This window comes from Chamaesiphon sp. VAR_48_metabat_403, assembly GCF_031422475.1.
In the GTDB taxonomy this organism is placed as follows: Bacteria; Cyanobacteriota; Cyanobacteriia; order Cyanobacteriales; family Chamaesiphonaceae; genus Chamaesiphon.
In genome coordinates, this window is sequence record NZ_JANPLS010000379.1 from 1 (window position 1) to 11,437 (window position 11,437).

General features: G+C 45.5%; 15 protein-coding genes and 1 pseudogene. 5 read left to right on the forward strand and 11 right to left on the reverse strand.

All coding sequences use genetic code 11. The annotated features are described in order from the left end of the window. Positions 1 to 75: 75 nt before the first annotated feature. Positions 76 to 2,139, forward strand: a complete 2,064-nt coding sequence (locus tag RMO79_RS18060; RefSeq protein ID WP_310484630.1) for a PAS domain S-box protein — start codon at positions 76 to 78, stop codon at positions 2,137 to 2,139. A gap of 41 nt (positions 2,140 to 2,180) precedes the next feature. Here the strand turns inward: RMO79_RS18060 and aroQ are convergent, their stop codons facing one another. From aroQ to pgsA, 3 genes are all read right to left on the reverse strand, one after another. Further along, on the reverse strand, positions 2,181 to 2,645 hold the full coding sequence (aroQ, locus tag RMO79_RS18065) for a type II 3-dehydroquinate dehydratase (RefSeq protein ID WP_310484631.1): 465 nt from the start codon (positions 2,643 to 2,645) through the stop codon (positions 2,181 to 2,183). A 16-nt stretch (positions 2,646 to 2,661) separates the two neighbouring features. Continuing rightward, positions 2,662 to 2,802 (reverse strand): hypothetical protein, encoded by a 141-nt coding sequence (locus RMO79_RS18070; protein ID WP_310484632.1) that lies wholly within the window; start codon positions 2,800 to 2,802, stop codon positions 2,662 to 2,664. Positions 2,803 to 3,118: 316 nt separating this feature from the next. After that, a complete protein-coding gene (gene pgsA / locus RMO79_RS18075; protein WP_310484633.1) occupies positions 3,119 to 3,655 on the reverse strand; it encodes a CDP-diacylglycerol--glycerol-3-phosphate 3-phosphatidyltransferase in 537 nt (178 codons plus the stop codon). Positions 3,656 to 3,997: 342 nt separating this feature from the next. On the opposite strand from pgsA, the gene RMO79_RS18080 reads away from it, so the two are divergent. Next, entirely contained in the window at positions 3,998 to 4,714 is a 717-nt protein-coding gene (locus RMO79_RS18080; RefSeq protein WP_310484643.1) for a Crp/Fnr family transcriptional regulator, read from the forward strand. An 82-nt stretch (positions 4,715 to 4,796) separates the two neighbouring features. Here RMO79_RS18080 and RMO79_RS18085 read toward each other — a convergent pair whose 3' ends face one another. Continuing rightward, a complete protein-coding gene (locus tag RMO79_RS18085; RefSeq protein WP_310484634.1) occupies positions 4,797 to 5,906 on the reverse strand; it encodes an S-(hydroxymethyl)glutathione dehydrogenase/class III alcohol dehydrogenase in 1,110 nt (369 codons plus the stop codon). Positions 5,907 to 5,972: 66 nt separating this feature from the next. Continuing rightward, complete coding sequence (locus tag RMO79_RS18090) at positions 5,973 to 6,329, reverse strand: VOC family protein (RefSeq protein WP_310484635.1); 357 nt, start codon at positions 6,327 to 6,329, stop codon at positions 5,973 to 5,975. Between the two features lie 54 nt (positions 6,330 to 6,383). Between RMO79_RS18090 and RMO79_RS18095 the strand changes: the two genes are divergently transcribed. Beyond that, on the forward strand, positions 6,384 to 6,527 hold the full coding sequence (locus RMO79_RS18095; protein WP_310484636.1) for a hypothetical protein: 144 nt from the start codon (positions 6,384 to 6,386) through the stop codon (positions 6,525 to 6,527). A gap of 12 nt (positions 6,528 to 6,539) precedes the next feature. Beyond that, a complete protein-coding gene (locus tag RMO79_RS18100; RefSeq protein ID WP_310484637.1) occupies positions 6,540 to 6,995 on the forward strand; it encodes a hypothetical protein in 456 nt (151 codons plus the stop codon). Positions 6,996 to 7,061: 66 nt separating this feature from the next. Here RMO79_RS18100 and RMO79_RS18105 read toward each other — a convergent pair whose 3' ends face one another. Further along, positions 7,062 to 7,313 (reverse strand): hypothetical protein, encoded by a 252-nt coding sequence (locus tag RMO79_RS18105; protein WP_310484638.1) that lies wholly within the window; start codon positions 7,311 to 7,313, stop codon positions 7,062 to 7,064. Positions 7,314 to 7,366: 53 nt separating this feature from the next. Beyond that, positions 7,367 to 8,617: an aspartate aminotransferase family protein gene (locus tag RMO79_RS18110; protein WP_396136629.1), complete on the reverse strand. Its 1,251-nt coding sequence runs from the start codon at positions 8,615 to 8,617 to the stop codon at positions 7,367 to 7,369. 110 nt (positions 8,618 to 8,727) lie between these two features. Here RMO79_RS18110 and RMO79_RS18115 point away from each other — a divergent pair, with 110 nt between their 5' ends. Then, on the forward strand, positions 8,728 to 8,892 hold the full coding sequence (locus RMO79_RS18115) for a hypothetical protein (RefSeq protein ID WP_310484639.1): 165 nt from the start codon (positions 8,728 to 8,730) through the stop codon (positions 8,890 to 8,892). A gap of 12 nt (positions 8,893 to 8,904) precedes the next feature. Here RMO79_RS18115 and RMO79_RS18120 read toward each other — a convergent pair whose 3' ends face one another. From RMO79_RS18120 to RMO79_RS18135, 4 genes and pseudogenes are all read right to left on the reverse strand, one after another. Continuing rightward, positions 8,905 to 9,279, reverse strand: coding sequence for a clan AA aspartic protease (locus RMO79_RS18120; protein WP_310484640.1), 375 nt, complete (start codon positions 9,277 to 9,279; stop codon positions 8,905 to 8,907). Beyond that, positions 9,276 to 9,551 carry a hypothetical protein gene (locus tag RMO79_RS18125; RefSeq protein ID WP_310484641.1) on the reverse strand — a complete coding sequence of 92 codons (276 nt, stop codon included), beginning with the start codon at positions 9,549 to 9,551 and terminating at the stop codon, positions 9,276 to 9,278. The genes RMO79_RS18120 and RMO79_RS18125 overlap by 4 nt, the downstream gene beginning before the upstream one ends. Positions 9,552 to 9,625: 74 nt before the next feature. Beyond that, positions 9,626 to 10,225, reverse strand: a complete 600-nt coding sequence (locus RMO79_RS18130; protein WP_310484642.1) for a Uma2 family endonuclease — start codon at positions 10,223 to 10,225, stop codon at positions 9,626 to 9,628. A gap of 243 nt (positions 10,226 to 10,468) precedes the next feature. Beyond that, positions 10,469 to 11,437: pseudogene (locus RMO79_RS18135) on the reverse strand (translational GTPase TypA); the annotation flags it as partial.

Genomic DNA, 11,437 nt, shown 5'->3' on the forward strand with positions numbered 1-11,437 from the left:
TGGATTGATAATATCTAAGTCCCCCAGTCCCCCAGTCCCCCAGTCCCCCAGTCCCCTCATCCCCCAGAGCGCAGCATGACTACTGTTCTCAACATATTGCTAATTGAAGATAATCCTGGAGACATTCGATTGTTGCAAGAAATCTTGCGAGAAGCGATCGCGACTCAGTGTTACATTACCCCAGTGATGACATTAGCCGCTGCGATCGAACAACTATCGATCGATCCTAGCGAACGTCTAAATAGCAGTCCCTTCGATGTAATTTTGCTCGATCTGTCCCTGCCAGATAGCCAGGGCATCGCTTCATTTTTAAATTTGTCCGATCGAGACTACAACATCCCGATTATTGTCCTGACGGGTCTTGACGACCAAGATCTGGCGATTTCTGCCATGCAACAAGGCGCGCAAGATTACCTAATTAAAGGACAAGTCGATAGTAACTTATTACTGCGATCGATTCGCTATGCGATCGAGCGCGAACGCGCCGAAGCTGCCGTGCGCCAAGCTAAAATCGAACTCGAACAACGGGTGATCGAACGCACTCGCGATCTTCAACAAATCAATCATCGGCTTCAACTCGAACTGCTCGAACGCCAAAAAGCCGAAGCAGCACTAGATATTTCTCGATCGCGGTTTGCCGGAATTTTAGAAATTGCCAGCGATGCCATTATTGCCATCGATAGCGATCTTCAGATTACCTTGTTCAATCAAGGAGCCGAGCAAATTTTTGGTTATCCAGCCGCAGCGGCGATCGGAAAATCGTTAGATCTATTACTCCCGAAAGGTTTTATCGATGTCGATAATTGCAACCATCCGCAAATAACATCTGAATCGGGATCTCATCTGGCTTCACCCAAGCAGACCAGAAGACAAGTTATCGGTATCAGACACGATGGGACTCAATTCCCCGCCGAAGCTTCGATCTCGTATTTAGATCTGGGGACGGAAAAAGTATGTACGATGATTTTGCGTGATGTCACCGAACGCCAACAGATCGAAAATAACCTCCGCGATGCGCTTCAGAAAGTTAACTTCCACTTCGAGAATTCGCCCTTTGCCGCGATTGAATGGGATCGCGAATTTCGGGTTAGTCGCTGGTCGGCAACTGCTGAAAAGATTTTTGGCTGGTCGTCAGCGCAAGTTGTGGGCAAACGTCCCGATGAATGGCAATTTGTAATTCCCGGAGATAGCGAACGCATCGCCCAAGTCATGGAACGACTGATATCTGGCTTAGAGGCTAGCAACGTCACCATCAATCGTAACTATTGTCAAGATGGCACGATTATTAATTGCGAGTGGTACAACTCCATTTTGCTAGATGATGCGGGTCGGATGGAGTCGGTATTTTCGTTGGTACTAGATGTCACCCATCGTCACCAGATCGAAAAGATGAAGGATGAGTTTATCGCGATCGTCAGTCACGAGCTACGCACGCCGCTGACATCAATTTATGGCTCGCTTAAAATGCTCGATAGCGGCTTATTAATCCAGCAACCACAGAAGGAAAAACGGTTATTAACTATTGCGGTAGAAAGTACCGATCGCTTGATGCGGCTGGTCAATGATATTCTAGATATCGAGCGGATCGAGTCTGGTACGGTGCCGATGGTTAAATCGGTCTGGAATGTATCGGAATTGATGACTAAAGCCGTCGAAGCAATCGAACCCCTAGCTGATAAAGCTGGCATTCATCTGAGCGTCAGCGATACAGGCGGACAAGTTTGGGTGGATGGAGATCGCATGATTCAGACTTTTACTAATTTAATTGGTAATGCGATTAAGTTTTCGCCCCGTAATAGTACGATCTGGTTCACCGCTAGCAAACGAACCGGACAAATGTTATTTCAAGTTCGCGACTGCGGACGCGGGATTCCGGCGGATAAGTTAGGTGTAATTTTTGAGCGGTTCCAGCAAGTCGATGCTTCTGATGCCCGCAGCGGTGAAGGGACTGGTTTGGGCTTGGCGATTTGTCGAAGTATCATCCAACAACATGGCGGCCAGATCTGGGTAGAGAGCGTGCTGGGCGAGGGAAGTACGTTTTCGTGTATGTTACCACGATCTCCCTCAGCTCAAGACAGTCAGCCACCGCTGGGCGCAACTACTCCCGCTTGGGTGGGGTATAGTCCTAGTCGTGCTTAGGAGTGTGAGGGGTGTGGGCGTATTCCCTAATCCTTATTCCCTCACTTCAAATGAACGATCAGAGCCTGTAAACCGAGCTGATAACTGTGCGCGCCAAAACCACTAATTTGACCGATGACGATCGGGGCTAAATATGAATGATGGCGGAATTCTTCGCGTTTGTAAATGTTGCTCAGATGGACTTCTACTGTAGGAATTCGTACCGCTGAGATTGCATCGCGAATGGCGATACTGGTATGCGTATACGCGCCAGCATTGATGACAATCCCATCGTGAAGATCTCGTGCGGCATGGATCTTATCGACCAAGCTGCCTTCATGATTGGATTGAAAAGACTCGATCGCGACATTAAACGACCGACCCAACTCAGTTAGTTGGGTATCGATCTGAGCTAGAGTAGATACTCCATATATATCTGGCTCCCGCAATCCCAATAAGTTGAGATTTGGGCCATGTAAAACTAGAATGCTCGATTGATGAGCATTATTACCATCGGTCGCGAGCATTGATTCAGACTCCTGACTATCGCAGTTTCCGCATTCTATCGTTTACTGGAATTGGAATGAGTTCGGGTTCTGGCTGCGCTGCTGGGCCTAGTAATGCTTCTATTAACCTGTCAGCCCAGTGCTTAATTTTTTCGAGCACTCTTTCGATATAATCCATCAGATAGCTTACTCCAAGAACGACATAACCTAAACCAGGATATCTACCGACCATTCGGGGGATGTACGATTCGATAAATCACAAGTTTGGGTCATTTACTGTTACCTATTGTAAAGCTAAATCTCATGAAGATGCGAGTGCGATTTGGCGGTCGATCGGCGCAAATCGGGACTTGTTATCGACTGTAAGCTATACACAAAGGACGTTTGCACCCAAAACCGATCGGGTTTGCTAAAGTTATTAATTAAATATTAAGATCGGTGGAAAACATTTTTAGCAGAGGATAATTCCAGATAATGAGTGGCTAAGATCCTTGCTAGGAGTGCATTTTGGGCGGAAGAATATAAAGTAAGCCAGAAATGAGAGTCAGTAAGACAGATCCCCAAAAAGCAACTAAACCATAAAAATGCCAATTGTCGATCTGCCAGGGGAAAGATGTGGGCGAGATGGGTGCGATGAGAATGGCGATCGCGATAATTTGACTGACAGTTTTGATTTTGCCCCAATTATTAGCACCGCTAATCTGAGTTTGACCGACACGCCACCCCGCGATCGTCAGTTCTCTGGTTAGAATCAAACAAACGCCAACTGCTGGCACTAGCTGTAAATCGATGAGGATTAACAGTGGGATTAAAATTAATAACTTATCGACCAACGGATCGAGAAATTTACCCAAATCGGTTACTAAATCTAACTTACGGGCGAGATAACCATCCAACCAGTCAGTCAGAGCCGCTACCAAAAATACCCCAAAACCCACCCAGCGAACGGACGATCGATCGCTATAAAGGCAATAAACAACGATCGGTAAACCCAAGAGCCGCGAAAGTGTAATCGAGTTTGGTAAATTCATTGTCTTAAATAGTGGGAAGAGGTGATTTTATGGGCATACTAGTTTAAGTCGTCAGTCCATAGCACTACAGATAGAGAGTACCTCTAAAGGAGGCAATGCTAAGGTAATCGGGGGATAATGGCAAGGTGCAAATGCTCTTGCTTTTATAAATAAAGTAGACCGCACTTTTCGCTAAAACCTAACACCCATCCCACTAAAAACCCATAACTAGCAACTTGGGTTATGTAGTATCGATCGTTGGCGGAGCCTGTCCTCAAGACAATCGCCGCCTCAAGTGTCAGCAAGCTGCGAATTGCTGGGGCTGCATCAGTTCTCCTTTTGAGTAGATTGAAACCTTTGAGTATGGATAATAGACATAACAACATTCAAGCACCAGCACAGCTCTCCGTTAGAGAAGCGATGGCTTCGATACCGTTCCTGAGTGAATTACCAGCAGCCGCGATCGAACCAGTACTCGATCGTACTGCTATTCGCCATCATCCAGCCAATCAGATGATTCTACTGGAAAATGACTGGGGTAGTTCGGTTTACTTTGTTTTGAGCGGCTGGCTCAAAATTAGGACTTATAATGCCGACGGCCGCGAAATTACGCTCAATATTGTCGGTAGGGGCGAAATCGTCGGCGAAATGGCAGCACTAGAGCCAGTTCCCCGCTCTACAGATGTATTGAGCTTAACTCCAGCCACGATCGTCAATATTCCTGCTGACGATTTTGTCAGACTGCTCAAAACCGAACCGCTAGCTGGAATTCGGCTGGCACAACTAATGGCAAGAAGATTGCGTCAAGTCAATCGCCGCCTGCGGTTGCGTGAATCGAATAGTGCCTCTCGCGTTGCCGATACGCTGTTATTTTTAGTTGAAGGGCAGGGTAAATCTGTCGCTACAGGTGGTGTCGAGATTCCCAATCTACCGCATCGAGAACTCAGCAGCATGAGCGGGTTAGCGCGCGAAACTGTCACGCGCGTACTCACCAAAATGGAAGCAGCCGGACTAATTTATCGCGATCGCGATCTCCTCCTCATTCCTGATGTCGCAGCTCTAGAAGCCAGTATTGTCTAGATCTATGGATAGTGGATAGTGGATAGTGAATAGTGATATTTTTACTCCTTACTCCTTATTCCCATCTCCCCGCTCCCCGCTCTTAGAACGTCAAAATCGATCGAATCGCCTCACCCCGATGCATTGCATCAAAGGCATCATTTACCCGATCGATCGGCATTATCTCACTAATCAGATCGTCGATATTAATTTTTCCATCCATATACCAATCGACGATTTTGGGCACATCCGTGCGCCCTTTCGCACCACCAAAAGCCGTACCCTTCCACACCCGCCCCGTCACCAATTGAAAGGGTCTGGTGGCGATTTCTTGCCCAGCTCCAGCCACGCCGACGATCGTACTCACCCCCCAACCTTTATGACAGCATTCTAGAGCCTGACGCATCAGGGTGACATTTCCGATGCACTCAAAACTATAGTCAGCACCGCCTTTAGTCAAATCGACCAAATAGGGCACTAAATCTCCTTCAACTTCCTGTGGATTGACAAAATGAGTCATCCCAAATTTTTCAGCAAGGGGACGTTTAGCCGGATTGATATCTACGCCAATAATCATATTTGCCCCCACCATTCGCGCCGCCTGAATTACATTCAAACCCACGCCACCCAAACCAAATACCACCACATTCGCACCAGGCTCGACTTTAGCTGTATTAATTACCGCACCAATTCCCGTCGTCACCCCGCAGCCGATTAAGCACACTTTTTCAAATGGTGCGTCGGGACGAATTTTCGCCAGTGCAATTTCGGGAACTACCGTATAGTTAGCAAAAGTCGAAGTCCCCATATAATGGTGCAACATTTTCCCCTCATAAGAAAAACGACTGCTGCCATCGGGCATTACTCCTCGCCCCTGCGTGAGCCGAATTGCTTGACAAAGATTAGTTTTACCACTAAGACAATAATCGCAATGACGACACTCCGGTACGTATAAAGGAATTACCCGATCTCCCGGTTTAAGGCTCGTGACACCCGCGCCAATCTCTACAACGACCCCCGCCCCCTCATGCCCTAAAATTGCCGGGAATAAGCCTTCTGGGTCGGCTCCAGACAAGGTATAGGCATCGGTATGACACACTCCTGTCGCTTTAATTTCAACGAGGACTTCTCCCGCCTGTGGCGGTGCGAGATCGACGGTAGTAATTTCTAATGGTTTCCCGGCTTGGAAGGCAACGGCGGCTTTAACTTGCATGGTTGGGTGTAGAGTGTGGGTTACTTACCATTCAAGCAGATTTCGAGGTGGCAGGCGATCTACTGGTTATTCTACTTGGGTTAGTTCGATCTTATTGCCATCTGGATCGGCGACAATTGCTGTTAATCCCCATTCGGAGGCTGTCGGCTGTTGGACGATCGTAATATCTTCTTGTTGGAGTTGAATTATCGTAGCTTCTAGATCCAGAACTTGAAACCCCAATCTCGTCATTGCACTAGCCTCTACTGGTGCTGTGTGGGGGTAAATCTCGAAAGTTAGCTGCCCTAGTTGACTGGCATAATGTTCTAAGCCACCACCGTGACGATGCTCTATAAAATTCAAACCTAACAGGCGATAAAATTTGATAGATTTCTCAACATCGATCGAGCGGATAACGATTAGATTGAGTTGAATGTCAGTCATATTATTCGATATCCCTAAAAGTCTTGTCTTTTTATTGAAAAAAATGGCATTCAGATGAATCGATCTCAACTTACTATAGATCGATGGGCGCGCCACCACCAGATTTCAGCAGAGTTAGTGTTACCTGCGATCGCTAATTACCGTGAGTTACAATATTGGACTGTTCGACAAATAGCTATCGGAGCGGTAATTATTTAACATCTTAAATCAATGAAATTATCTACTCAAATATCGATCTCTTTAGTAATAAATTTAACTATAATTTGTCAATTTAATAACTATGCTGATTCTCACTACATTCATACAAGCAAAGTTTCCCAATGTACGAGGATGATTAGAGTAATTAACCAAGCGGTAGCTGACACAAACACAGTCACCAAGTCTGGTACTAATGGCAATATAGAGATATTAGATAAATTAGTCAGGGTTTTTGATAAAGCAGCAAAAAATCTAAATTTAGTTAAGCTGGGTAATCGAAAGCTCAAGATTTATAGAAAGCAGTTTTTAAGTATGTATCAGGAGGGAAGTAGAATTAATAAGCAGCTTATCAGCAGCATTAAGAAGCAAAATTCAGCAAAGATTAGTGAAAATTCTCAAGATCTTCAAAATGTTTTTAGTCCCGAACGAAAACTGACTAATGAATTGAATCTATACTGTAATAAATGACTAACGGCTTAGGCTACTTCCTGAGATAGGCTTACCTTGGTTAAGTACCGAAGCTTGGAAAGATATTCAGTGTAACGATTGAGATTTCTTCGGGATGTGTTCTCGCAGAGATAAGATCTGCTTGACATCTCGAAAGGCTTCTAACCACTCTTGACTTTGTTTAAATTCAATACATCCAGAAAGATCGATATTATCTCGATCGGATAACTCCAGCGATTCTTCGCACTGACGCAGCCGTTGGAGCCGTCCGAGTAGTTGTTTTGTAGATAATTTTTCGAGTTCGATCGATTGAATTGGAAATATCTGTTTGCGTTTCATCTTTAAACGTAAATAGTAGGGGCAATTCATGAATTGCCCCTACTATTAATATTCTACATTGTTTCTAAAACCCGATCGATAATACTAACCGCCCGATCGATCTCTGCGGCTGAGACGATTAATGGTGGTACGAACCGAACGACTTTCGGCCCTGCTGGGACTAATAATAAACCCGCTGCCATTGCCGCTTTAACCACATCGATCGCGGTTGCATTACTATCGGCTTGTAACTCTAAACCATTAATTAAGCCCCAACCCCGAACTTCAGTAATAACCGGATATTTAGCTGCTAATTGTTGTAAACCAGCCCGTAATTGTTCGCCCCGCGCCTGGACATTTGCCAAAATATTTTCCCGTTCTAAGGTTTGACAAACAGCTAAAGCCACCGCACAGACAAACGGATTGCCACCATAAGTACTGGCATGATCGCCGGGTTGGAAAACATTACAACGAGACTTGCATAACGTAGCACCGATCGGAATCCCACCGCCCAAACCTTTAGCACTAGTGAAAATATCTGGTTCGATGCCTAATTGCTCGTAACCCCAATATTTGCCCGAACGTCCCATCCCGACTTGTACCTCGTCGAGGATCAGTAAAATTCCCCGCTCGTCGCACAGTTTCCGCACTTGCTGGAAATACTCGATCTGTCCGGGATTGACTCCACCCTCGCCCTGTAACGGTTCGAGCATAATTGCGGCTACCCGTCCATCTAATTCCGAAACTGCCGACTCGATCGCGGCAAAATCATTGTAGGGTACATAGTGGAAGCCCGGAATTAAGGGTGCGAAATTCTTATGATACTTGGGCTGTCCGGTAGCTGTAATCGTCGCTAGCGTCCGTCCGTGGAAACTGGCATGGGCCGTCAAAATTACTGGTTCGGAGATGTTCAGCACCGTATGGGCGTATTTCCGCGCCAATTTTATCGCACCTTCATTTGCTTCTGCGCCAGAATTACAAAAGAATACGCGATCGGCACAAGAATGGTCGGTCAACCATTTGGCTAATTCACCTTGCACGGGGACGTAATAAAGATTAGAAACATGCGTCAGCGTCTGAATTTGCGTCGTTACGGCTTCAATGACGGTGGGGTGTGCGTGTCCGAGCGTACATGTGGCAATCCCCGCCACGAAGTCTAAATAAGCTTTACCATCTGTGTCCCAAACGGTACAACCTTCGCCTTTAATTAAGGCAAGATTAAACCGTCCGTAAGTAGTCATCACCTGACTGTTAAATTCATCTTGACTGAAAGCTGTCAACAATTCTGGATGAATTGTCGGCGCAACTACTGTCTCTAAACTCATATCGATATTCCTAAGAGCTATTTTAATATGTATATCATTAACTTGTTTGGGCAAATAGAACTCCCCAAACATTTTCGGATGTAAGTGTTTGTAATTAATACATCGCCTATATGAAATCAGCAATTCTCATTTTAAAACTCTTGCGCGATTTTATCGCTTCAATCTTGGCGATTGCTGACGACAGAATGCGGATTACAGCAGTTTTATTTTTAAAAACCAGCATCAAACCCGGTCTCAATTTTTATAATGAGGATAGCTGTTGTGAAATTGCATAATCTCAATTATGGCTAAAATTGTGCATCTCGATCGATACTAACAATTCCACCATCGTAAAAGTCAATATTGAGGTTATACGTGGCGAGTAGCAGCGTTCCAACTGTCGGACGGCGACCCATTGCTAAGACGGGGACATCAAGTTCCGCATCATCCCAAATAATGGTCGCGCGGTGGACTGAGGTGACAAAATTCTCGTCGTTGGCTAGATTGACATTAATTCTCGCTACATAGGGCAATTGCAGCTTTTCTACCACTATTGCGGGTAATGTCAGCGCACCTTCAAAACCCGTATCGATAACACAGCCAATTTCGAGATCTGGATAGTCAACCGTTCGCAACACCAGTTTAATTTGTGGTTGTCGCCCAAATACAATCCCATTTATCATGATAAATTTACCTTAGTTAAGGCACCACCAACAGCATAAACAGCATTAAACCCGATTCGTTCTGCCCAAATTAGCGCGTTAGGCGATTTTAGTTGCAGGCGAGTACTCAAATCGAGAATATCTTCCCCAATTTCATAGTTACCCGTATCAAGATCGATCGAAATAATTTTACCAATATTATCTGCCGTTTCTACCCGCGCTCGGATCGTCCGATCGTACAAATCCCGCCCCCGTCGAGCAATTTCTCGATCGCTGATATTTGGAAGAACCATAATTTTCTTAACTACTCTATAGTCTCAATCTCTATTATGTCAGTAAAGAATGCGATGTTACCCGATCGAACTGACTACAAAATTCTCGTTAAATCCAGATTAAATCCCGGCATTACATCCTGACAGTCGATCTCATTTGGAGATTGAAGAACTTCAGTTTCTCTGCCTAATCGATAGATTTCAACTTGTTTATCTTGGGGATTAATCAGTAATCCTAACTTGACACCCAGACGTTGATATTCCTGCATTTTGGATTGGAGATCGCTCAATCTGTCGGTTGTAGAACGCAACTCGACGAGGAAATCCGGTACAACAGGGATAAACTGTCTGAGCGAAACACCATCTAAGCGAGATTTTTCAATCCACGAGACATCAGGAGACATTTTACCGCCACCGATTGCCGTAAAATCATATCCAGTGGAAGAGTCAAATGCTTCGCCTAACTCAGTTCGCTCGTTCCAGTTGCCTACTTGAATCGCCAGACTAAGATTTCTTTTCCCACTCTCCCCAAATGTTGGTGCCATGACGATTAATTTTCCTTCTTTGGTCAACTCTAGGCGCAAATCTCGATTGTCTGCACATAACCTGTCGAATTGTGCTGGCGTAACATGGAGATCTGCACTGTGAATATTAACCGCGACTGTTTCTTCGGCTAGGGATTGGGCGACATTCATAAAACCTCGATTCGATCGATTAGTTTTCACTACATTTCCATTATGCCAGACTGGAATTGTCGGTAGGGGCAATTGAATTGCTCCTACCGACAAGCCTCAAAGAAAAAGCCCGCAGGTGCGGGCTTTTTATTAATTCAATGAGATAGATCTGCTCTACTCTAAAAGTATGTTTGCTACTTAAATCTTAAAGCCCCCTTTTTAAGGGGGTTTGGGGGATTCCCACTACGCAAATAGCCTTCTAACCTAACGTCTGGCTAATTTCTTGGTAATCTTCCGCAACCGAATTGATTGAGGAGTTACTTCCACGAGTTCGTCGCCGTTGATATATTCTAGAGCGCGTTCGAGCGTCATATCGATCGGAGTCTTCAACTGTACCAATTCTTCCCCACCAGAGGCGCGGTGGTTGGTAAGTTGCTTGCTCTTACAGATATTCAATTCTAGATCTTGTGGGCGATTATTTTCACCGACGATCATTCCTTTATATACCTTAGTTCCAGGCTTGATAAAGAACGTCCCGCGATCTTCCGCACCCATCAGCGCGTAGTCTGTAGCGGTACCTTCTTCAAAGGAAATCAGTACCCCATTCCGACGAGCGGAAATATCGCCACATGTCGGACGATATTCGAGAAAACTGTGATTCATAATCCCAGCACCGCGCGTCATCCGCATGAATTCACCTCGGAAGCCAATCAAACCGCGTGCGGGAACGACGAATTCTAGGTTAGAACGACCGTTCATCCCCACGACCATATCCTGCATTTCACCCTTACGTTGACCGAGACGTTCGATACAGCTACCGACGGCTTCTTCGGGGACATCTAGAGCGAGTAATTCAAATGGTTCGCACTTTTGACCATTAAGTTCACGGTAAATTACTTGCGGCTGGGAAACTTGGAATTCAAATCCTTCCCGACGCATGTTCTCGATCAGAATACCGAGGTGAAGTTCACCCCGTCCAGCTACTGCAAATTTGTCGGCTTCGTCGGTTTCTTCAACGCGGAGCGCAACGTTAGTTTCCAATTCACGGAACAGTCTGTCGCGAACTTGACGAGAGGTGACGCTCTTACCTTCAGTACCTGCAAATGGTGAATCGTTGACGCAAAAAGTCATCTGCAAAGTAGGTTCATCTACTTTGATCATTGGTAGAGCCGTTGGCTCATTGGGGCAAGTGATCGTTTCACCGATGTTGGCATCCGCAAATCCAGTTACAGC